General features: G+C 69.2%; 16 protein-coding genes, 2 tRNA genes and 2 pseudogenes. 15 read left to right on the top strand and 5 right to left on the bottom strand.

All coding sequences use genetic code 11. The annotated features are described in order from the left end of the window. Positions 1 to 33 precede the first annotated feature (33 nt). Together AB0E24_RS16290 and AB0E24_RS16285 are read left to right on the top strand one after the other, a co-directional pair. A pseudogene (locus AB0E24_RS16290) lies at positions 34 to 524 on the top strand (ABC transporter ATP-binding protein); the annotation flags it as partial. Positions 525 to 557: 33 nt separating this feature from the next. Then, positions 558 to 1,931: pseudogene (locus tag AB0E24_RS16285) on the top strand (FtsX-like permease family protein); the annotation flags it as partial. 49 nt (positions 1,932 to 1,980) lie between these two features. Here the strand turns inward: AB0E24_RS16285 and AB0E24_RS16280 are convergent. Continuing rightward, positions 1,981 to 3,165, bottom strand: a complete 1,185-nt coding sequence (locus AB0E24_RS16280; RefSeq protein WP_069865830.1) for an acyltransferase family protein — start codon at positions 3,163 to 3,165, stop codon at positions 1,981 to 1,983. A gap of 629 nt (positions 3,166 to 3,794) precedes the next feature. Here AB0E24_RS16280 and AB0E24_RS16275 point away from each other — a divergent pair. Beyond that, on the top strand, positions 3,795 to 3,989 hold the full coding sequence (locus AB0E24_RS16275) for a hypothetical protein (RefSeq protein ID WP_079257628.1): 195 nt from the start codon (positions 3,795 to 3,797) through the stop codon (positions 3,987 to 3,989). Between the two features lie 142 nt (positions 3,990 to 4,131). On the opposite strand, the gene AB0E24_RS16270 is transcribed toward AB0E24_RS16275, so the two are convergent. Then, positions 4,132 to 4,205 (bottom strand) — tRNA-Gly (locus tag AB0E24_RS16270). Positions 4,206 to 4,384: 179 nt separating this feature from the next. Here AB0E24_RS16270 and AB0E24_RS16265 point away from each other — a divergent pair. From AB0E24_RS16265 to clpX, 5 genes are all read left to right on the top strand, one after another. Next, a tRNA-Pro gene (locus tag AB0E24_RS16265) sits at positions 4,385 to 4,461 on the top strand. A gap of 154 nt (positions 4,462 to 4,615) precedes the next feature. Further along, positions 4,616 to 6,052 (top strand): trigger factor, encoded by a 1,437-nt coding sequence (gene tig, locus AB0E24_RS16260; RefSeq protein WP_158525906.1) that lies wholly within the window; start codon positions 4,616 to 4,618, stop codon positions 6,050 to 6,052. 278 nt (positions 6,053 to 6,330) lie between these two features. Beyond that, on the top strand, positions 6,331 to 6,945 hold the full coding sequence (locus tag AB0E24_RS16255; protein ID WP_069865836.1) for an ATP-dependent Clp protease proteolytic subunit: 615 nt from the start codon (positions 6,331 to 6,333) through the stop codon (positions 6,943 to 6,945). Positions 6,946 to 7,007: 62 nt separating this feature from the next. After that, positions 7,008 to 7,664 carry an ATP-dependent Clp protease proteolytic subunit gene (locus AB0E24_RS16250; RefSeq protein ID WP_069865838.1) on the top strand — a complete coding sequence of 219 codons (657 nt, stop codon included), beginning with the start codon at positions 7,008 to 7,010 and terminating at the stop codon, positions 7,662 to 7,664. Between the two features lie 182 nt (positions 7,665 to 7,846). Then, entirely contained in the window at positions 7,847 to 9,133 is a 1,287-nt protein-coding gene (clpX, locus tag AB0E24_RS16245) for an ATP-dependent Clp protease ATP-binding subunit ClpX (RefSeq protein WP_069865840.1), read from the top strand. 88 nt (positions 9,134 to 9,221) lie between these two features. On the opposite strand, the gene AB0E24_RS16240 is transcribed toward clpX, so the two are convergent. Genes AB0E24_RS16240 through AB0E24_RS16230 form a run of 3 tightly spaced genes read right to left on the bottom strand, consistent with a single transcriptional unit; the run spans position 9,222 to position 12,164 of the window. Beyond that, positions 9,222 to 10,073 (bottom strand): hypothetical protein, encoded by an 852-nt coding sequence (locus AB0E24_RS16240; RefSeq protein WP_100807248.1) that lies wholly within the window; start codon positions 10,071 to 10,073, stop codon positions 9,222 to 9,224. 58 nt (positions 10,074 to 10,131) lie between these two features. After that, entirely contained in the window at positions 10,132 to 11,160 is a 1,029-nt protein-coding gene (locus AB0E24_RS16235) for a hypothetical protein (protein ID WP_232639587.1), read from the bottom strand. A gap of 50 nt (positions 11,161 to 11,210) precedes the next feature. Continuing rightward, the gene (locus AB0E24_RS16230) at positions 11,211 to 12,164 is read right to left on the bottom strand and encodes a hypothetical protein (protein ID WP_069865844.1); all 954 of its coding nucleotides are present in this window, start codon (positions 12,162 to 12,164) and stop codon (positions 11,211 to 11,213) included. 118 nt (positions 12,165 to 12,282) lie between these two features. On the opposite strand from AB0E24_RS16230, the gene AB0E24_RS16225 reads away from it, so the two are divergent. The 7 genes from AB0E24_RS16225 to mreC all read left to right on the top strand — a co-directional run bounded on the left by AB0E24_RS16225 (position 12,283) and on the right by mreC (position 21,474). After that, complete coding sequence (locus AB0E24_RS16225) at positions 12,283 to 14,916, top strand: valine--tRNA ligase (RefSeq protein WP_359377547.1); 2,634 nt, start codon at positions 12,283 to 12,285, stop codon at positions 14,914 to 14,916. A gap of 221 nt (positions 14,917 to 15,137) precedes the next feature. Then, positions 15,138 to 16,598, top strand: a complete 1,461-nt coding sequence (locus AB0E24_RS16220; protein WP_359377544.1) for a peptidoglycan D,D-transpeptidase FtsI family protein — start codon at positions 15,138 to 15,140, stop codon at positions 16,596 to 16,598. Between the two features lie 93 nt (positions 16,599 to 16,691). Beyond that, positions 16,692 to 18,197, top strand: coding sequence for a bifunctional tetrahydrofolate synthase/dihydrofolate synthase (gene folC, locus AB0E24_RS16215; RefSeq protein WP_100807251.1), 1,506 nt, complete (start codon positions 16,692 to 16,694; stop codon positions 18,195 to 18,197). Between the two features lies 1 nt (position 18,198). Beyond that, on the top strand, positions 18,199 to 18,552 hold the full coding sequence (locus AB0E24_RS16210; RefSeq protein ID WP_069865852.1) for a DUF4233 domain-containing protein: 354 nt from the start codon (positions 18,199 to 18,201) through the stop codon (positions 18,550 to 18,552). 76 nt (positions 18,553 to 18,628) lie between these two features. Then, a complete protein-coding gene (ndk, locus tag AB0E24_RS16205; RefSeq protein WP_020871339.1) occupies positions 18,629 to 19,042 on the top strand; it encodes a nucleoside-diphosphate kinase in 414 nt (137 codons plus the stop codon). A 321-nt stretch (positions 19,043 to 19,363) separates the two neighbouring features. Then, the gene (locus AB0E24_RS16200) at positions 19,364 to 20,383 is read left to right on the top strand and encodes a rod shape-determining protein (protein WP_037946248.1); all 1,020 of its coding nucleotides are present in this window, start codon (positions 19,364 to 19,366) and stop codon (positions 20,381 to 20,383) included. 146 nt (positions 20,384 to 20,529) lie between these two features. After that, positions 20,530 to 21,474 (top strand): rod shape-determining protein MreC, encoded by a 945-nt coding sequence (gene mreC, locus AB0E24_RS16195; protein ID WP_069865854.1) that lies wholly within the window; start codon positions 20,530 to 20,532, stop codon positions 21,472 to 21,474.

The following is a 21,474-nucleotide window of genomic DNA, read 5'->3' as shown; positions in this document are numbered from 1 at the left end:
GAATCGGGCGAACTCCTGGGAACGGTCACCACCATGTGGCCGCGCAAGCGGCGAGGGACCGCGGCACCGACGCCGCACCACCACGCCCCCGCCATCGAACTCCAGGGCGTCCAGCGCCGCTACGGCCGTGGCCGCACCGCCGTCCATGCGCTGCGCGGTATCGACCTGGCCCTTCCGCACGGCAGCTTCACCGCCGTCATGGGCCCCTCCGGCTGCGGTAAGTCGACCTTCCTCCAGTGCGCCGCCGGGCTCGACCGGCCGACCGCCGGGTCCGTCAAGCTCGGTGGTACCGAAATCACTCGAATGAGTGAGAACAAGCTCACAGCGCTGCGCCGTGCCCGCCTCGGGTTCGTCTTTCAGCCCTTCAACCTCCTCCCCTCCCTGACGGTCGAGCAGAACGTGCTGCTCCCGATGCGGCTCGCGGGCGCACGCCCCGACCGCCGGCGGGCCCGTGCGGTGCTCGCCCAGGTCGGTCTCGAGGACGGACCAGGCGGCGGCCCGGTGAGCTCTCCGGCGGGCAGCAGGGGGCACCTCCCGGCCGAAGGCTGGGGGAGGGTCGCGTGCACACCGGCGGCGGCCGCGGCGCCATCGAGGAGCCCACGCTCGCCAACGCCAAGGCGATGCTCATCGCCCTCGGCGGCTCCTTCGGCGGCATCGCCACCGCCGTGGCCGCCTTCACCACCGCGGGCACCGTCGCCCTCTCCGTCGGCCGGCGCGGCCGCGAGGTGGCCCTGCTGCGGGCCATCGGCGCCACCCGCGCCAGATCCGCCGCTCCGTCGCGGCCGAGGCGATGCTGGTCGCCCCGCTCGCGGGCGCGGCCGGTCTGCCGCCCGGCTACGCCCTCGCCCGCCGGTGGTTCGGGCAGTTCGAGGAGAAGGGCGCCATCCCCGGGCCGGTGGAACTTGCCGTCTCCTGGATCCCGCTCGTCGTCGCCGTCGGCGCCGGCCTCCTCACCTCGCTCCTGGCGGGCCTGCTGGCCGCCCGCCGCCCGGCGCGGATCCCACCGGGGCGGGCGCTCGGCGAGGCGGCCGTGGAGCGGCTGCGGCCCGGTGTCATCCGTACGGTGCTCGGCGTCGCGGCCCTGGCCGGTGGCATCGTCATGACCGGCGTCGCCGCCTCCGCCTTCGGGGACGACGCGGCCAACGCCGCCCTCGGGGTCGTGATGCTGTTCATGCTCGCCGTGGCCCTGCTCGGCCCGCTCATCGCCCGCCCGCGCGCATGGCTGATCGGCCTGCCGCTGCGCGCCGGACCGGCACCGGCCCATCCGGCCTCGGCCAACAGCCGGGCCAACGCCCGCCGCCTGGCCTCGGCGATCACCCCGATCGTGCTGGCCATGGCCTTCGCCTCGACCCTGGTCTTCATGCACACCAGCCAGGACCACGCGGGCGCCCGCCAGCGGCGGGCGGGCATCGTCGCCGACCAGGTGATCTCCGCCCCGGGGACTCCCGGCCGGTACCGCGGCTCGCGCCGCCTCGGTACCGGGCGTGGCCGCGTCGGTGGGGCTGCCGCGCACCGGGGCGCTGGTCCCGGTGGGTTCGGGCGACGGCCGCTGGATGCGGCCCCCGTCCGTACAGGACGTCTCAGGCAGCGGCCGTGACCTGGTGGCCGTGCAGGACCTGGACGTCCGCCAGGGGCGCCTGGACGCCCTGGGGCCGGGCCGGGTGGCCGTGGACGCGCTCCTGGCGAAGGCGGCCCATGCCCGGGTCGGCCACCGGCTCGCCCTCCACCTCCCGGACGGCACGAAGATCTCGCCCACGGTGGTCGCGATCTACGGGCGCGGGCTGGGGATCGCCGAGCTCACCCTCCCCCGAGCGGCACTTATCGGCCATGTGACGTCGTCGTTCGACAGCGATGTGCTGGTGCGGGACGCCGGGGGTGCCGGGCCGCGCTGGGCCGCGCTGGGCCGCGCTGGGCCGGCAAAAGGGCCGGCCCGCGGAGTCAGTCCGCGGGCCGGCCCTTCGCTGTCGTGACCTCGGCGCGCTAGGCCGAGGTCGTCGTACGGCTCCGTGCCTGTTCGGCGGGGTCCTTACGGAAGGCCCAGGCCATCTTCGGCTCCATGGCGAAGCGGAAGGCGCGCTGGACGGGAGGCGTGCACAGCACGGTGATCACCGAGGCGGCGATGATCGTGACCGTGATCTCACCCAGCGGCTTGTGCAGCCACTGGTAGTCGTCGAACCAGCCCCAGAAGCGGGAGCCCTTGGCGAGGAAGCCGTGCAGCAGGTAGCCGTAGAGCGTGCCCGCGCCCAGCACCGTGAACCACATGTGGCGCCGCGGCACCCAGGCGAAGAAGCAGCTGACGAGCACGACCGAGCAGCCGAAGAGGGCGAGCGTCATCACCGGGCCGGTCCACGGCGGCGCGCCCAGCTCCTGGACGCTGTCGCGGTGGTAGAACCACGCCGAGCTCATCCGCGGCGCCGCCCAGTAGGCGAACACGAAGGCACACGCGAAGATCGGCACGGACGCGATCCGCACCGAGCGCCGGCGGATCATCTGGAAGTGCTCGGGCTTCATGCACAGGCCGAGGACGAAGAACGGCAGGAACTGGAGCAGCCGCTGCATGTCCAGGTCGTCGCCGATGTCGGGCGAGACCGCCGCGAGCGTGGCGACCGCGAGCGAGAGCGGGATCGGCCAGCGCACCAGCTTCCAGAGCGGAGTGGACATCCGCCATACGAACAGCGCGATCAGGAACCAGGTGAGGTACCAGGGGTCCAGCAGGCTGAAGTCGTACGTCGGATCGTCGTCCGCCCAGCGCTTGAACAGCGTGTACGCGACCTCGAAGACCAGGTAGGGCACCGCCACCCCGGTGATCAGCCGCTTGAGCCGGTCCGGCCGCATGTCGAAGCTGCGCGAGAAGTAGCCGGAGATCAGGATGAAGGCCGGCATGTGGAAGGTGTACACGATCATGTACAGCGCTTCCGCGGTGCGACTGCTGTCGGTCAGCGGCTCCCACGAGTGGCCCATCGCGACCAGCACGATGGCGAGGTACTTCGCGTTGTCGAAGAACGCGTCCCGCTGTTTGGGCTTCTGTCCGGCGGGGGAGGTGGGGGCGGGCGGGGCCGTCGCCTGCTGCCCTGGTTCTTCGGCCCGCGGCGTGGGGGGAGTGGGCGCGGTCTCCTCGGGGAGCGGGGTCCGCTGATAACCGTGTGGGCGCAGGGAGTTGGTCACAGGCCCTCCCACCAGGAACTGGGGGAGACCACCCGGGACCTCACTGCGCGTGGGGGAGTCATGGCAGCGTGAAACATCTGAGGCACGATAGCGCTGAAACCTGTATTGCGTAAAACCTCGTTCAGTTTGCTTTCCGTTCATAGTCTTCATGGCGCGGCCGATAGTCGGCCCCACGAAGTCGACCGGAGAGTCGACAAAGCGATGCGATCATTCGATATCCTGGCTCAGGCCGTCCGTTCTGACGGCTTTCATCCCACTTAATTGGTGCATATGCCCCGCAGGGGGCTCCGGTGGAATGTCTGATTCATTGGTGTTTTGTCACCCTGCCGAGTGATCGCCGGGCGAATTCGGAATTCCTGTCCTAGATCATCTGGAGCGGTGGGGCGGGGCGGCTCGAATTCATCGCTCGGGCGCTTCGCCGAGTTGTGGGCAGCGTCACCCATGCCCCTTTGAATGAACGGATACCGGACGGGTACCGGTGAGGTGGGTGTCGTGTGCACAAGTGACCGTTTATCGCTCCACCCCACTGCTGAGCGGGGGGAGTTGATGGCACGATGGGGGCTGCGGGGGTGTGCGGGGTCGCGTGCTTCCGGGGCCTGTGAGACGTGTGCGACCGAGGGTGGGATGTTGTGGCCATTTCCCTGTCATTGGTACTGCTGGTGGGCATCATCCTGGTGCTGATGATCCGTAATGGTCGAGTCAAGTGGGGGCCGGCCCTGGTCGCGATCCTCTTCGGGTTCCTGCTCGCCTCGTCCAACGTCGCGCCGGACATCCAGGACTTCCTCAACTCGGCCGCCGAGGCCCTTGCCGACATCAACCCCTGACCCCAGCCCCTGAGCATCGACCCCGAAGCGTCCGCGGCCCCGAGTCACCGGGGCGCGGACGCCCGGGCGTGTGCACATGGGCGAGTGTGCGCGAATGCGAACGGCCCGGTCCGGGGAGTTCCCCGGACCGGGCCGAAAGTCATGGAGCGGGCGACGGGAATCGAACCCGCGTAGCCAGTTTGGAAGACTGGGGCTCTACCATTGAGCTACGCCCGCACACGCCGCGTACACGGATGCACCGGTCTCCCGGAACACCCCGCCCAGGCGTGATCACCCGAACCGCGGCACGGCATGCATCGTAGCGGTTCCTCCCCGCTCCCCGCACACCCTTGCCCACCAGTCGAATAAGCGGCAGCCGGGGGGTCCGCGGGCATGTACCCTACGTGTCGCACCGACGGGGTGTGGCGCAGCTTGGTAGCGCGTCCGCTTTGGGAGCGGAAGGTCGTCGGTTCGAATCCGGCCACCCCGACCATCCACAGACGTCAAGATCGCGTTGTGGGGCCCGTCATGCTTGCGGTTACTATGCAAGCTGCGCGTCTGTGTCTTTTAACCGGACGCGAGTCCGCTGCGACGCGACAGCGCACCGCAGCCGAACACCACACGTCAGCCCCCAAGGAGACCCAACCGTGAAGAGCGCCGTGGAGAACCTGAACCCGACCCGGGTTCGGCTCACTGTCGAGGTGCCCTTCGAGGAGCTCAAGCCCAGCCTCGACGCGGCGTACAAGAAGATCAACCAGCAGGTCTCGGTGCCCGGGTTCCGTAAGGGCAAGATCCCTGCCCGCATCATCGACCAGCGGTTCGGCCGTGGCGCCGTGCTGGAAGAGGCGGTCAACGAGGCGCTCCCGAAGTTCTACACCGACGCGGTCAATGAGGGTGAGCTGAACCCGCTCGGCCAGCCCGAGGTGGACATCACCGAGCTCAAGGACAATGAGCTGCTGACCTTCACCGCCGAGGTCGACATCCGTCCGGCCATCGAGATCCCGGACTACTCCGGTATCGAGGTCACCGTCGACTCCGTCGAGGTCTCGGACGAGGACATCGACAAGTCCGTCGAGCAGCTGCGCGAGCGCTTCGCCACCACCACCCCGGTGGAGCGCGCCGCCGCCGAGGGCGACATCGTCGTGATCGACCTCGAGGCCAAGGTCGACGGCGAGGTCCTGGAGGACGGTGTCGCCACCGGCGTCACCTACACCATCGGCTCGGGCGAGCTGCTGGACGGCATCGACGAGGCCGTGACCGGCCTGGAGGCGGGCGGCGACGCCACCTTCACCTCCGAGCTCAAGGGCGGCTCCGCCCAGGGCAAGGAGGCCGAGGTCTCGGTCAAGGTCTCCGAGGTCAAGGCCCGTGAGCTGCCCGAGCTCGACGACGACTTCGCCCAGCTGGCCAGCGAGTTCGACACCCTCGAGGAGATGCGCGCGGACAGCCGTACGCGCCTGGAGCGGTCGAAGAAGTTCGAGCAGGCCACCCAGGCCCAGGAGAAGGTGCTGGACGCCCTCCTGGAGCTGGTCGAGGTGCCGATTCCGGAGAAGCTCCTCCAGGAGGAGATCAACACCCGTAAGCACAACCTCGAGCACCACCAGCTGGCCCAGATGGGTCTGAACCTCGACTCGTACCTCCAGATGCAGGACAAGACCGCCGAGGAGTTCGAGGCGGAGCTCAAGGAGCAGGCCGAGAAGGGCATCCGGACCCAGTTCGTCCTCGACGAGCTGGTCAACAAGGAGCAGCTGTCCGTCGGCCAGGAGGAGCTCACCGAGCACCTCATGCGCCGTGCGCAGTCCTCCGGTATGAGCCCCGACCAGTTCGCCCAGGCCGTCGTCGAGGGCGGCCAGGTGCCGATGCTCGTCGGCGAGGTCGCCCGCGGCAAGGCGCTGGCCGTGGTGGTCGAGGCCGCCAAGGTCGTCGACGACAAGGGCGAGACCGTCGACCTGGACGACGAGGAGGACGAGACCGGCGAGACGGTCGAGGTCACCTCCGAGGCCGCGGAGAAGCCCGCCGAGGCCGCGACCGAGGCCGCCGAGGAGCCCGCGGAGCCCCAGGAGAAGCAGGACAAGGCCGAGAGCTGATCCCGGCCCGCTCCACAGCCCGTACGAACGGGCCCGAACGTCTGCGCGCGTCCGGGCCCGTTCGTGTTCCGCGACGCCGCCCCGGTGCCGGGACATGCGCTCAGAGCGAACAGTTCCTGATGCGGGATGGCGCCCGCCGACCAGCGCGTTAGGGTCCGTAGATACGAGGGCAGGGGAGTCTCACAAGCCCGCCGGGGCCGCACCGGCACCAGATCCCCGAACCCCAGAAGAAGACGCTGAGACGGCCAGTAAGCCGTCAGAGACGAGCAGGTGGATACGTGACGAATACGATGCCTTCCGCCGCCGGCGAGCCGACCGTCGGTGGCCTCGGCGACCAGGTCTACAACCGGCTGCTCGGCGAGCGGATCATCTTCCTCGGCCAGCCGGTCGACGACGACATCGCCAACAAGATCACGGCTCAGCTGCTCCTGCTCGCCGCCGATCCGGAAAAGGACATTTATCTCTACATCAACTCCCCGGGCGGCTCGATCTCGGCCGGCATGGCGATCTACGACACCATGCAGTACATCCAGAACGACGTGGTCACCATCGCCATGGGCCTCGCCGCCTCGATGGGCCAGTTCCTGCTGAGCGCGGGCACCCCGGGCAAGCGCTTCGCGCTGCCCAACGCCGAGATCCTGATCCACCAGCCCTCCGCGGGCCTGGCGGGTTCCGCCTCGGACATCAAGATTCACGCCGAGCGGCTGCTGCACACCAAGAAGCGCATGGCCGAGCTGACCGCCTTCCACACCGGCCAGTCGGTTGAGCAGATCGTCCGTGACTCCGACCGCGACCGCTGGTTCTCCGCCGAGGAAGCCAAGGAGTACGGCCTGGTCGACGACGTCATGACGTCCGCCTCCAGCGTTCCGGGCGGGGGCGGCACCGGGGCCTGAGTCCCGCCGTCCCGCTAGCCGACCTCCAGCCCCCAGATCGCCACAGGATGGTGAAGACCCAGATGAGCAACTTCCCCGGCAGCGGCCTGTACGACGGCCCGATGGCCGAATCCCGCTATGTCGTTCCGCGATTCGTCGAGCGCACCTCCCAGGGCATCCGCGAGTACGACCCGTACGCGAAGCTCTTCGAAGAGCGCGTGATCTTCCTGGGCGTCCAGATCGACGACGCCTCGGCCAACGACGTCATGGCGCAGCTGCTGTGCCTGGAGTCGATGGACCCGGACCGTGATATCTCGGTTTACATCAACTCGCCCGGCGGCTCGTTCACGGCGCTGACCGCCATCTACGACACGATGCAGTTCGTCAAACCCGACATCCAGACGGTCTGCATGGGCCAGGCGGCGTCCGCCGCGGCCGTACTGCTCGCCGCCGGTACGCCGGGTAAGCGGATGGCCCTGCCCAATGCCCGGATCCTGATCCACCAGCCGTACAGTGAGACCGGGCGTGGTCAGGTCTCCGATCTGGAGATCGCGGCCAACGAGATCCTGCGCATGCGTTCTCAGCTCGAGGAGATGCTGGCCAAGCACTCCACCACGCCCATCGAGAAGATCCGCGACGATATCGAGCGGGACAAGATCCTCACGGCCGAGGAGTCCCTGTCGTACGGTCTTGTCGACCAGATCGTTTCCACCCGCAAGACGTCGGTCGGGCTCGGCTGAATCTTCGGTGGTGACACCCCCCTTGGACCGAGTAGGTCCAAGGGGGGCCCGAACCGGGGGCCCGGCAAGGTACCGTCGTAGAGGGCTGGGGGCCCCGGCCCACGGGAAAAGAAGCAGAAAGCGCAGCGCAAGCACCCGGTTCCGCGGAGCAAAGCGGATCCAAGGCGAAGGGGAAGCACCTCGTGGCACGCATCGGTGACGGCGGCGACCTGCTCAAGTGCTCGTTCTGCGGGAAGAGCCAGAAGCAGGTGAAGAAGCTCATCGCGGGCCCGGGTGTGTACATCTGCGATGAATGCATCGATCTCTGCAACGAGATCATCGAGGAGGAGCTCGCCGAGACCTCCGAAGTGCGCTGGGAGGAACTCCCCAAGCCGCGCGAGATCTATGAATTCCTCGAGGGCTATGTGGTCGGCCAGGAGGCCGCCAAGAAGGCCCTCTCGGTCGCCGTCTACAACCACTACAAGCGGGTCCAGGCGGGTGAGAACGGCGGCCACAACCGCGACGACGGCATCGAGTTGGCCAAGTCCAACATTCTGCTGCTCGGCCCCACCGGCTCCGGCAAGACCCTGCTCGCGCAGACCCTCGCCCGGATGCTGAACGTCCCCTTCGCCATCGCCGACGCCACCGCGCTCACCGAGGCGGGCTATGTCGGCGAGGACGTGGAGAACATCCTCCTGAAGCTGATCCAGGCCGCCGACTACGACGTCAAGAAGGCCGAGACGGGCATCATCTACATCGACGAGATCGACAAGGTGGCCCGTAAGAGCGAGAACCCCTCGATCACCCGTGATGTGTCCGGTGAGGGCGTTCAACAGGCGCTGCTGAAGATCCTGGAAGGCACCACCGCCTCGGTTCCGCCGCAGGGCGGCCGGAAACATCCGCACCAGGAGTTCATCCAGATCGACACCACGAATGTGCTGTTCATCGTGGGCGGCGCCTTCGCCGGTCTGGAGAAGATCATCGAGGCGCGGGCGGGCGCCAAGGGCATCGGATTCGGCGCCACGATCCGCTCCAAGCGCGAGATCGAGGCGAGCGACCAGTTCCAGGAGGTCATGCCCGAGGACCTGGTGAAGTTCGGAATGATCCCGGAATTCATCGGCCGTCTCCCGGTCATCACCTCCGTCCACAACCTCGACCGCGAGGCGCTGCTCCAGATCCTCGTCGAGCCGCGGAACGCGCTGGTGAAGCAGTACCAGCGGCTGTTCGAACTCGACGGTGTGGAGCTGGACTTCGACCGTCCGGCCCTGGAGGCCATCGCCGACCAGGCGATCCTCCGCGGCACCGGGGCCCGGGGGCTGCGCGCCATCATCGAGGAGGTGCTGATGTCGGCGATGTACGAGGTGCCGTCCCGCAAGGACGTGGCCCGCGTCGTCATCACCGAGGACGTCGTGCACTCCAATGTGAACCCCACGCTGGTGCCCCGCTCCCGTGGCACCGAGCCGGGCGAGCGGCACGAGAAGAGCGCGTAGGCGCCCCGCTGAGAGCGTACGAAGAGGGCCCCGGTCTCCCGGGGCCCTCTTCGTGTCGTACGCGCCCTGTGGGCTTCTTGCGGGCGGTTCAGGCGGGCTTGCGGGTGTCCTGGTAGATGCCCGCGGTCACCTTGGCGAAGGCTTCCATGTCGGCGTCCGACGCCGAGGTGTTCTCAGCGTTGACGTCCAGCACCATCGCCGCGTCCGTCTCCACCGCCCAGGCGCAGGCCGGGGCGTAGATCCGGTCGTAGAGCTTGACCACCTCGCACTCCACCGACGGGCCGTCAGCGCCCTCCGGCTGGAACCGCTTGCGCCCCTTCTCCACCGAGGGGGAGCCGTCGCCGCCCTCGAAGCCCTTGAACATCTCGTCCCGGACCGTGTCCGGGTCGCTGATCTCGCCGTACATACCGGAGAAGGCGAGCCCGGAGTTGTCGTCGTCCGACCGCTTGTACTGGGCCAGGACCGAGGTCGCGCCCTCGGGCATGCTGCCCTGCACGCTGGTGCCCTCGTGGTCGAGGTCGTCCGTGCCCTTGTCGAGCGTGTAGGTGCCGTCGGCGAGCGTCTTGGGGGTGACCAGCTTCATCGCCTTCGGGCCGTCGTCGCCACCGGCCAGCACCACGGCGCCGGTGACGATCGCGCCCACCACCACGAGCCCGGCCACCGTCACCGCGATGATCTTGGTGCGGTTGCCGCCCCCGGAGCCCCCGCCCGGCGCGGGCGGCGCGGGGTAGGGCGGCTGGCCGTAGGGACCCGCCTGCTGCGGGTAGCCGTAGCCCTGCGGGGGCTGCTGCTGCGGATAGCCGTAACCCGGCGCCTGCGCGTACGGGTTGGGCTCCGCGGGCTGCTGCTGCCCCCCGCCGTACGGATGGGGCTGAGCGCCCCCGTACGGGCCGGGTCCGCCGCCGTAGGGACCCGGCGGCGGTGGCTGGTTGTGGCTCATGGCTGTGGGGGTCCCCCTCCGGATCGGCTGCTGCCTGTGAACTGGGTGGCCCGCTCGGCTACTTGATCTCCTCGCGCGCGTCGTTGCGGACCTTCGCGGTGATGTCGCCGGCGTCGTCGAGCGACATGCTGTTGCCGGACAGCGCCGCGGCCGCGTCGGAGACGACCACATAGCCCACCGTGCTGTGGTCGCCCCACATGCAGATCGGTATCGAGAAGCCCTTGCTGGGAATGCCGCTGGAGCTCGAGTCCCCGGTCGGGGTGAACTTGGTGTTCTGGCACTTCATCACGGCGTTCTCGAAGCCGCTGGGCGTCACCGACTCCGGGCTGCCCACGAGCTCGGCCTTCATCCCGCTGCTGGTCGAGGAGTCCTTCTCGGCCTCTTCCGCGATCTTCGCGAAGGCGCCGTCGACGACCTTCTCGGGGTCCTTCACCTCACCCCAGACCCCGCTGAGCTGGAGCTTCTTCATGCTCATACCCTCGCCGGACTTGTAGTCCGCGCTCACCGGCTCGGGGTTGCTGACGCCGAACTTCTCGAAGTCGTCCGCGTCCGAGGAGGTGAGCCCGCCCCCGCCGGAGGAGTCCTTGGTGTAGTCGCCGGCCACCGTCTGGGGGGTGATGAGCTTGTACCGCTTGCCGTCGTCGGCGACCTTGCCGCCGCCACCGTTGTCGTCGTCCCCGCCGCCCTGGACCACCAGGATGCCGCCGACGACCGCGGCCACCACGACCAGCGCGCCGATCGCGATCGCCAGGCCCTTCTTCTTGCCGCCCTGCCCCGGGTCCGGCTGGTACGGGCCCGGCATGCCCGGCTGGCCGTACGGCTGCTGCTGGGCGTACGGGTTCGGGGGCTGTCCGTAGGGGCCCGGCTGCCCCTGCGGCTGGCCGGGGTAGCCGTAGCCCTGCTGGGGCGGCTGCGGCGGCTGCCCGTAGGGACCCGGCTGCCCCGGCTGCTGCGGCTGTCCATAGGGACCCGGCTGACCCGGCTGCTGCGGGTAGCCGTAGCCGGGCTGGCCGGCCGCTCCACCCTGTCCGTAGGGACCCGGCTGTTGGGGCTGCTGGCCGTAAGGGCCCGGCTGGTTGTAGCTCATCTTCATCCCTCGTTAGAAACTGCTCTTTTGTTGCCGTCGCCGGTCGCGGGCTAGCCGTCGATCTCGACGCGCGCGTCCTCGCGCACCTTGGCCGTGATGCCGGCGGCGTCCTCAAGGGACATGCCACCGCCGAGCACCGCGGCCGCCGGGTCCGCCATGACCGTGACGCCCAGGGTGTCCTTGTCGCCCCAGACGCACGCGGGCGCCTCCATGGATCCCTGATCCGAGGTGAACTTCATGGACTGGCACTTCAGGACGTCCCCGTCGAAGCCGTCCGGCGAGAACGTCTGGGGGCTGCCCTTGGGCTGCGCCGTGCCGTTGTCCCGCAGCGTCTTGACGATGACCGCCAGCGCGAGGTCCGCGCCCCGCTGCGGGTCGGTCACATCGCCCCAGACGCCGGTGAACTTCAGCATCTCCTTGCCGGAGGTCTGGTAGTCGGCCGCCACCAGATGCGGGTCCTTGACAACCGGCACCTGCTGGAGGTCCTTACGGCCCGCCGCGGACAGATCGCTGTCGTCCGTGCCCGAGCCCTGGCGTTCGTAGTCCGCGGCCACGGTCTTGGGCGTGGTCAGCTTGTACGGGCCGCCGCTGCCGCCGCCGAAGAGCGCGTAGGCCCCCACCCCCAGCGCCGCCACGACCACCACCGCGCCGACCGCGAGACCGGCCTTCCTGCCCTTGCCGGGGCGACCGGACGCCGGTGCGGGGGCCGGGGCGGGCGGCGGCGTCCGGGGACCGCCGTAGTAGCCCGGACCCTGCGGGGGTACCTGGCCCTGCTGGGGCGGGGGGCCCGGCTGGGGCTGCTGGCCGTAAGGGTTCGCGGGCTGGGGGTGGCCGTAGCCACCGGACCCGCCGTACGGACCCGGCTGGCCGTAGCCGCCCTGCGGTGGCCCGCCGTACCCCGGGCTCTGCGCGTACGGATTGGGCACCGGCGGCTGACCGGCGCCGTACGGCCCGGGCTGCCCCCCATAGGGGCCGGGCTGCGGCGGCGGCTGCTGATGGCTCATGTGCCTCTCCTTATGCGCATGACAGGTACCAAACATCCTTCCCGACGCCCCTGGGGGCCTCGGCCCCGGGGCCACAACGGGTTCGTAACGGAAGGCCGCGGCCCTTTACACTGCGGGCGTGACCGAGAACGCTTCGCAGCGCCCCACGAACGGGCCGAACAGCCACCCCGAACTGCCGACCCAGTACGCGCCGGCCGATGTAGAGGGGCCGCTGTACGAGCGCTGGGTAGAGCGCGGTTACTTCGAGGCGGACGCGAAGAGCGACAAAGAGCCCTACACCATCGTCATCCCGCCCCCCAATGTGACCGGCTCGCTCCACCTCGGCCATGCCTTCGAGCACACGATCATCGATGCGCTCACCCGGCGCAAGCGGATGCAGGGCTTTGAGACGCTCTGGCAGCCCGGTATGGACCACGCCGGCATCGCCACGCAGAACGTGGTCGAGCGCGAGCTGGCCAAGGAGGGCGTCTCCCGGCACGACCTGGGCCGGGAGACGTTCGTCGAGCGCGTCTGGCAGTGGAAGCGCGAGTCCGGCGGGCAGATCTCCGGCCAGATGCGGCGCCTGGGCGACGGCGTCGCCTGGAACCGCGAGCGCTTCACCATGGACGAGGGGCTCTCCAAGGCCGTCCAGACGATCTTCAAGCGGCTCTACGAGGACGAGCTGATCTACCGCGCCGAGCGCATCATCAACTGGTGCCCGCGCTGCCTCACGGCCATCTCGGACATCGAGGTGGAGTACGACGACGATGAGGGCGAACTCGTCTCGATCCGGTACGGCGAGGGCGACAACTCGATCGTCGTCGCGACGACCCGTGCCGAGACGATGCTGGGGGACACCGCGGTCGCGGTCCACCCCGACGACGAGCGCTACCGCCATCTGGTCGGCACCGAGATCGAGCTGCCGCTCACCGGCCGCCGGATCCCGATCGTCGCCGACGAGCACGTCGACCCCGAGTTCGGCACCGGCGCGGTCAAGGTCACCCCGGCCCACGACCCGAACGACTTCGAGATCGGGCAGCGGCACGGCCTGCCGAACCTGACCGTCATGGACGAGCACGCGGTCATCACCGCCCACGGCCCCTTCCAGGGCCTGGACCGGCTGGAGGCGCGCAGCGCCGTGGTCGGCGCCCTGCGCGCCGACGGCCGGATCGTCGCCGAGAAGCGCCCGTACACCCACTCCGTGGGCCACTGTTCGCGCTGCAAGACGACCATCGAGCCGCGGCTGTCCATGCAGTGGTGGGTCAAGGTCGGCCCGCTGGCCAAGGCCGCGGGCGACGCGGTCCGCGACGGCCGGGTGAAGATCCACCCGGAGGACATGGCCAAGCGCTACTTCGACTGGGTCGACAACCTCCACGACTGGTGCATTTCGCGCCAGCTGTGGTGGGGTCACCGGATCCCGGTCTGGTACGGGCCGAACGGCGAGGTCGTCTGCGTCGGACCGGACGAGGAGCCGCCGGGCGGCGAGGGCTGGCACCAGGACAGCGACGTCCTGGACACCTGGTTCTCGTCCGGCCTGTGGCCGTTCTCCACGCTCGGCTGGCCCGAGCCGACCGAGAGCCTGGAGAAGTTCTATCCGAACTCGGTCCTGGTCACCGGCTACGACATCCTCTTCTTCTGGGTCGCCCGGATGATGATGTTCGGCCTGTACGCGATGGACGGCACCCCGCCGTTCCACACCATCGCGCTGCACGGCATGGTCCGTGACCAGTTCGGCAAGAAGATGTCCAAATCCTTTGGGAACGCGGTCAACCCGCTGGACTGGATGGACGCCTATGGATCGGACGCGGTCCGCTTCACCCTGGCCCGGGGCGCCAACCCCGGGGTGGACGTCCCGATCGGCGAGGACTGGGTCCAGGCGTCCCGCAACTTCGCCAACAAGATCTGGAACGCGACCCGCTTCGCGCTGATGAACGGCGCCACGGTCGAGGGCGAACTGCCCGCCCCCGAGCGGCTGTCCGCCACCGACCGCTGGATCCTGTCCCGGCTGAACGCGGTGGTCGCCGAGGTCGACGCGTACTACGAGGACTACCAGTTCGCCAAGCTCTCCGACGTTCTCTACCACTTCGCGTGGGACGAGGTCTTCGACTGGTACGTCGAGCTGTCCAAGACCACCTTCGCCAAGGGCGGCGCGGAGGCCGACGCCGCCCGGCGCGTCCTCGGCGAGGTCCTGGACGTCACGCTGCGGCTGCTGCACCCGGTGGTCCCGTTCGTCACCGAGAAGCTGTGGACGTCGCTGACCGGCCAGGAGTCCGTCGTGATCGCGGACTGGCCGGGCGACAGCGGCTTCCGGGACGCGGCGGCCGAGCGGGAGATCGAGAACCTCCAGCAGGTGGTCACCGAGGTCCGCCGGTTCCGTGCCGACCAGGGCCTCCAGCCCGGTCAGCGGGTCCCGGCCCGGCTGGAGCTCTCCGGCACCTCGCTCGCCGCCCACGAGGACGCGATGCGCTCCCTGCTGCGCCTCCAGCCGGCCGGTGAGGACTTCACGGCCACCGCCTCGCTGCCGGTCGCGGGCGCGACCGTGGCGCTGGACCTGTCCGGTGCGATCGATGTCGAGGCCGAGCGCAAGCGGCTGGCCAAGGACCTCGCCGCGGCCGAGAAGGACAAGGCGCAGACGACCGCGAAGCTGTCCAACGAGGGCTTCCTGGCCAAGGCCCCCGACCATGTCGTGGAGAAGATCCGCACCCGGCAGGCGACCGCCGATGCCGATATCGCCCGGATCACCGCCCAGTTGGCGGCCCTCCCCAAGGGCTGACCGAAGGCCGGTCGGCACCGACACACATCACAGCGCCCCCGCCGGGCTCCGGCGGGGGCGCTGCGATGTGTGTGATGTGTCATAGATGCCTTATGTCGCAGATGCCCTGATATCCCCCCACAGACACCTCATAGCCACCTCATAGGAAAGCCCCACCGGGAACCAAACACTGCCTTCCGGGAGTTATCCGGCCGTACGTCCCGGAAGGAGCTCACCCCTCCATGAACAAGCCGCTGCGCAAGGCGTCCGTGTTCTCGCTGCTGCTCGTGCTGGCCCTGCTCATCTGGGTCACCTATGTGCAGTTGGCGAGAGGCGACGGCCTCCGGGACAACACGCACAACGCCCGTGTGGCCATCTCCGAGTACGCGGGACCCCTGGGCGACATCATGGCCGGCGGCAAGCCGGTCACCGGCTCGGCCACCACCCACGGCAACCTGAAGTACAAGCGCACCTACACCGACGGCGAGCTCTGGGCGCCGGTCACCGGCTATGCCTCCCAGTCCTACGGCAGCACTCAGCTGGAGGCCCTGGAGCGGCAGGTCCTCGCCGGCTCCGACAGCCGGCTGAAGAACCCGCTCGAGGCGGTCACGCGGGAGCGGTCCAAGCCGGGCGATGTGATCACCACGATCAATCCGGCCGTCCAGAAGGCCGCCTACGAGGGCCTGGGCGACAAGACCGGCGCGGCCGTGGCGATCGACCCCACGACCGGCGCCGTCCTGGGCCTGGCCAGCACCCCCTCGTACGACCCCGGCACCTTCGCGGGCACCTCCAAGGCGGACGAGAAGGCGTGGGTCGCGCTCCAGAAGGACGAGAAGCAGCCGATGCTGAACCGCGCGCTGCGCCAGACGGACCCGCCGGGCTCGACCTTCAAGGTGCTGGTGGCCGCCGCGGCGCTGGAGAACGGGCTGTACTCATCGGTGGACGAGCCCACCAAGAGCCCGGATCCCTACCGGCTGCCGGGCACGGTCACCGATATGCACAACGAGAACAGGTCGGCGCCCTGTGAGAACGCGACGATACGCACCGCCCTCCAGTACTCGTGCAACACGGTCTTCGCGAAGATGGCCGTGGACCTGGGCCAGACCAAGGTGGCGGCGCAGGCCGAGAAGCTGGGCTTCGACGACTCCAAGCTGGACATCCCGGTGCGCGCCGCGAAGAGCGTCTACCCCAGCGGGATGGACGACTCGCAGACGGCCCTGAGCGGTATGGGCCAGTTCGATGTGACGGCGACCCCGCTTCAGATGGCGATGGTCTCCTCGGCCATCGCGAACGACGGCAAGCTGATGACCCCGTACGAGGTCGACCGCACCACGGACGGCAGCGCGTCCGCGCTGGACCGTACCCGGGCCAAGACCTATAGCCAGGCGATGTCCCGGCACACCGCGTCCGAGCTCCAGTCCGCGATGCGTACGGTCGTGGACCAGGGCACCGGGACCAACGCGAAGATCCCCGGGGTGACGGTGGGCGGCAAGACCGGCACCGCCCAGCACGGTGAGAACAACAGCGCCAATCCGTACGCGTGGTTCATCAGTTACGCGGACGCCGGCGGCGGCCACAAGGTCGCGGTGGCGGTGGTGGTCGAGGACAGCGACGCGGCCCGCGCCGATATCTCCGGCGGCGGCCTGGCGGGCCCGATCGCCAAGTCGATGATGAAGGCCGCGCTGGCCGACACCGGGTCGTGACCGGCGCACCGGCCGATACCGGGCCGATACCGGGCCGTGACCGGCGGATGGCGCTGGCGGGGCTTGTCACCCCCGCCTCGTAGACTTGTCGGCGTGAGCGAGGAGCGCCCCAAGAACGAGTCCGACGAGTTCGATGAGATCGTCGGAGCCGAGACCGACCGCGACCCCGATCTGGCGGTGATCGAGGCCGGCAGCCGGACGCTGCGTGCGCAGTCCGGGCCGCCGCAGGGGGACGGCATCCCCACCCGCCCGGCCGACCCCGAGGTGGACCGCGCCCTGCGGGAGGTGGAGGGCGAGCTGGCCAAGCGCTGGCCGGAGACCAAGCTGGAGCCGTCGCTGGTGCGGATCGAGTCCCTGATGGACATCCTCGGCTCGCCGCAGCGGGCCTACCCCTCGATCCACATCACCGGTACGAACGGCAAGACCAGCGCCGCCCGCATGATCGAGTCGCTGCTGGGCGCCTTCGAACTGCGCACCGGCCGCTACACCAGCCCCCATGTCCAGTCGATCACCGAGCGGATCAGCCTGGACGGCGCGCCGATCTCGGCCGAGCGGTTCATCGAGACGTACCAGGACATCCGGCCGTACATCGAGATGGTCGACGCCCAGCAGGAGCACCGGCTGTCCTTCTTCGAGGTGCTCACCGGCATGGCGTACGCGGCCTTCGCGGACGCGCCCGTGGACATCGCGGTGGTCGAGGTCGGCATGGGCGGCTCCTGGGACGCCACCAATGTGATCGACGCGGGCGTCGCGGTGATCATGCCGATCTCGCTGGACCACACCGACCGGCTGGGCACCACCCCGGAGCAGATCGCCACGGAGAAGGCCGGGATAGTGAAGCAGGACGCCACCGTGGTGCTCGCGCAGCAGCCGGTGGAGGCCGCCTCCGTGGTGCTCAAGCGCGCGGTCGAGGTGGACGCCACGGTCGCCCGTGAGGGCATGGAGTTCGGTGTGCTGTCCCGGGAGGTGGCGGTCGGCGGTCAGCTGCTGACGCTGCGCGGCCTCGGCGGGGAGTACCCCGATGTCTTCCTTCCGCTGCACGGCGCCCACCAGGCGCACAACGCGGCGATGGCGCTCGCGGCCGTCGAGGCGTTCTTCGGCGTCGGCTCCCAGCACGCCCGCACGCTCGACATCGACACCGTCCGCTCCGCCTTCGCCTCCGTGACCTCGCCCGGCCGGATGGAGGTCGTGCGCCGCAGCCCCACCGTGGTGCTGGACGCCGCGCACAACCCCGCGGGCGCCCGCGCCGCGGCCGAGGCGGTCACCGAGTCCTTCGACTTCAGCCGGCTGGTCGGCGTGGTCGGGACGAGCGACGACAAGGATGTGCGCGGTCTGCTGGAAGCCTTCGAGCCGATCTTCGCCGAGGTGGTGGTGACCCGCAATTCCAGCCATCGCTCCATGGACCCGGACGAGCTGGCCGCGATCGCCGTCGAGATCTTCGGCGCCGACCGGGTGCAGGTCGAGCCGCGGCTGGACGACGCCCTGGAGGAGGCCATCACCCTGGCGGAGGAAGAGGGCGAATACGCCGGGGCGGGTGTTCTGGTGACCGGGTCGGTGGTCACGGTCGGCGAGGCCCGGCTGCTTCTGGGAAAGGGCTGATATGCGAACGCTGTGCGCTTCCACCCTCATCGGCGAGTTCTTTGTGATCGGCTTCGCCGGGCTGGTCGCGATGAAGACCTCCGGGCTGTCGATGGGCACCGTCTGGACGGTCAGCGGGATCGCCATGGCGCTGTGCCTGCTGCTGTGCGGGCTGCTGAGCCGTCCGGGTGCGGTGCAGATCGGCTGGGCCCTCCAGATCGGCCTGGTGCTGAGCGGTTTCGTGGTGACCACCATGTTCTTCCTCGGGGCGGTGTTCGCCGGGCTGTGGTGGGCCTCGGTGCACTTCGGCCGCAAGGTCGACGAGGCGAAGGCGCGGTTCGCCGCGTCCTCGGGTGCGTCACCTGACACTGCGTGATCTGGGCGTCGTTCACCCATGTAGCCTCTGCCCCACAGCCCCACCCGCATGACGTTTTCCCAAAAGGAGCCCGCACGTGAGCCAGCGCACGCTCGTCCTTCTGAAGCCCGACGCCGTCCGACGAGGTCTGGTGGGCGAGATTCTGGGGCGGATCGAGAAGAAGGCGGGCTGGACGATCAGCGCCCTCGAGCTGCGTCAGCTGGAGCGCGAGGTGCTGGAGCAGCACTACGCGGAGCATGTCGGCAAGCCGTTCTACGAGCCCCTGGTGGAGTTCATGGCCTCCGGGCCGGCCGTGGCGCTGGTGGTGGAGGGTGAGCGGGTGATCGAGGGGGTCCGGGCGCTGGCCGGGCCGACCGACCCGATCGCCGCGGCGCCGGGCTCCATCCGTGGCGATTTCGGCACCATCGTTCGGGAAAATCTGATCCATGCGTCGGACTCGGCGGAGTCCGCCGAACGGGAAATCAAGATTTTCTTTCCCGGGCTCGCCTGAACCCGATCCGATCGGAACTGATCGGCCATCAGTTTGATCATCGGTTTGCCACACCCCTGCTGACCTGGGGGCGGTCGAATTGCTCGGCTGCCCCCCGGCATATGCGAGCCGATCGGGGGAACGCATCTCCGCGACACGACGTCACCATTAGAGGAGGCGGGGTCGTGTTCTGCTGACAATGGCGGAGGACCCCCGCAGCGTGTTCGAGCGGGCGTGACTACGATGAAGCCTCCGCGCCTCGCAGCGCACACCCATCCTGCCGACCTCTAGCAAGCAATCGCTCCAGCAGGGAAGGCCTGACGTATCCTCATGGGGAACAACATGTCGTTCATCGGCCGTGACATGGCTGTCGACCTCGGGACCGCCAACACGCTGGTGTACGTCAGGGGCCGCGGGATCGTCCTCAACGAGCCATCCGTCGTCGCCATCAACACCAACACCGGCGGAATTCTCGCCGTGGGCGCCGAGGCGAAGAAGATGATCGGCCGCACCCCTGGCAACATCGTCGCTGTGCGTCCGCTCAAGGACGGCGTTATCGCCGACTTCGAGATCACCGAGCGGATGCTGCGGTACTTCATCCTGAAGATCCATAAGCGCCGCTATCTCGCCCGGCCCCGGGTGGTCGTCTGTGTGCCGTCCGGTATCACCGGTGTCGAGCGCCGCGCCGTTATCGAGGCGTCCACCCAGGCGGGCGCCCGCCAGGTGCACATCATCGAGGAACCCATGGCCGCGGCTATCGGTTCCGGCCTTCCGGTCCATGAGGCCACCGGCAATATGGTCGTGGACATCGGCGGCGGCACCACCGAGGTCGCCGTCATCTCGCTCGGTGGGATTGTCACCGCGCAGTCCATCCGGGTGGCGGGCGATGAGCTGGACAACGCGATCATCCAGCACATCAAGAAGGAGTACAGCCTGCTGCTCGGTGAGCGCACCGCCGAGAACATCAAGATCACCATCGGTTCGGCCTACGAGGGTGATGAGGAGGAGCACACCGAGATCCGCGGCCGTGACCTCGTCAGCGGCCTTCCCAAGACCGTGGTGATCTCCGCCGCGGAGGTCCGCAAGGCCATGGAGGAGCCGGTCAACTCGATCGTCGACGCGGTCAAGACCACCCTCGACAAGTGCCCCCCGGAGCTCTCCGGCGACGTCATGGACCGCGGCATCGTGCTCACCGGCGGCGGTGCGCTGCTGCGCGGCCTGGACGAGCGGCTGCGCCGTGAGACCGGGATGCCGATCCATATCGCCGAGGACCCGCTGGACTCCGTCGCGCTCGGGTCCGGCAAGTGTGTGGAGGAGTTCGAGGCGCTCCAGCAGGTGCTGGACGCCCAGCCCCGCAGATGAGACAAACCCGGCGGACCGGCCGTGCGGGTGGTTGGGCGCCCGTGCGGCGGAACGCTGATATACAGGCATAAGGCTCCCCAGGACCGGCCGGTCACCATGTCTCCGGCACCCGGTCCGACTTCGACGAGGAAGGCACGTCGCCGCACGTGAGGGACACACGAGAGAGCCGGCTGCTCCTGGTGCTGCTGGTCGCCATCGCGTTCGCGCTGATCACGGTGGATATCCGCGGCGGCGAGGACTCCCCCCTCGATGGCGCCCGTCAGGCCGCCGCTTCCGTCTTCGGGCCGGTGGAGGACGGCGTGGCGTCCGCCGTGGACCCGGTCGGCAACGCCGTCGCGGCCGTACGGGAATCCGGTGACCGGCATGACCGGGTCCGCCGGCTGGAGGAAGAGAACACCAAGCTCAAGCAGCGGCTCGGCAACAACGCCCGTGACCGGGCCCGCTCCGCCGAGCTCGACAAGCTGCTCAAGACCGCGGGCGCCGGTCAATACGGCATCAAGGGCGCCCAGGTCATCGGCATCGGCGCCGCCCAGGGCTTCTCCTGGACCGTCACCATAGACATGGGCAGCAACGACGGCATCCGCCGCGACATGACCGTCATCAACGGTGACGGGCTGGTCGGCCGGGTCACCACCGTCGGCTCCTCGACGGCCACCGTGCTGCTCGCCATCGACCCGGACTTCACCGTCGGCACCCGTATGGAGGGGTCGGGCGAGCTCGGCTTCGCCACCGGGCGCGGCGACCGCTCGCTCCATGTGCAGCTGCTCAACGGAAAGGCCCGGATCAAGAAGGGCGACCGGATGGTCACCTTCGGCTCCCAGGCGGACAAGCCGTTCGTCCCCGGTGTCCCGGTCGGCAAGGTGGTCCGCGTCGATCCCACGGGCGGTGACCTCACCCGCACGCTCCAGGTGCGCCCCTACGTCCAGTTCAGCAAGCTGGACATCGTCGGGGTCGTCATCCAGCCGCCGCGCGACAACCCGCGTGACACCGTGCTGCCGCCCAAGCCCGCGAAGCCCAAGCCCGCGCCCACGGTCACTGTCACGGCCAACCCCTCCGCCTCCGCCACCAGCCCGGCCGCCAACAGGAGCTGA

Source organism: Streptomyces malaysiensis subsp. malaysiensis (assembly GCF_040653035.1).
GTDB lineage: Bacteria > Actinomycetota > Actinomycetes > Streptomycetales > Streptomycetaceae > Streptomyces > Streptomyces malaysiensis.
Note: the sequence above shows the minus strand (reverse complement) of the source record. Positions and strands in the feature narration are given on the sequence as shown.

What these genes read in the sequence shown, in the direction of transcription:
- AB0E24_RS16210 (WP_069865852.1), top strand. Translation starts at nt 18,199, where the DNA reads ATGCGAACGCTGTGCGCTTCCACCCTCATCGGCGAGTTCTTTGTGATC.
- AB0E24_RS16250 (WP_069865838.1), top strand. Translation starts at nt 7,008, where the DNA reads ATGAGCAACTTCCCCGGCAGCGGCCTGTACGACGGCCCGATGGCCGAA.
- AB0E24_RS16220 (WP_359377544.1), top strand. Translation starts at nt 15,138, where the DNA reads ATGAACAAGCCGCTGCGCAAGGCGTCCGTGTTCTCGCTGCTGCTCGTG.
- AB0E24_RS16200 (WP_037946248.1), top strand. Translation starts at nt 19,364, where the DNA reads ATGTCGTTCATCGGCCGTGACATGGCTGTCGACCTCGGGACCGCCAAC.
- AB0E24_RS16240 (WP_100807248.1), bottom strand. Translation starts at nt 10,073, where the DNA reads ATGAGCCACAACCAGCCACCGCCGCCGGGTCCCTACGGCGGCGGACCC.
- AB0E24_RS16235 (WP_232639587.1), bottom strand. Translation starts at nt 11,160, where the DNA reads ATGAGCTACAACCAGCCGGGCCCTTACGGCCAGCAGCCCCAACAGCCG.
- AB0E24_RS16230 (WP_069865844.1), bottom strand. Translation starts at nt 12,164, where the DNA reads ATGAGCCATCAGCAGCCGCCGCCGCAGCCCGGCCCCTATGGGGGGCAG.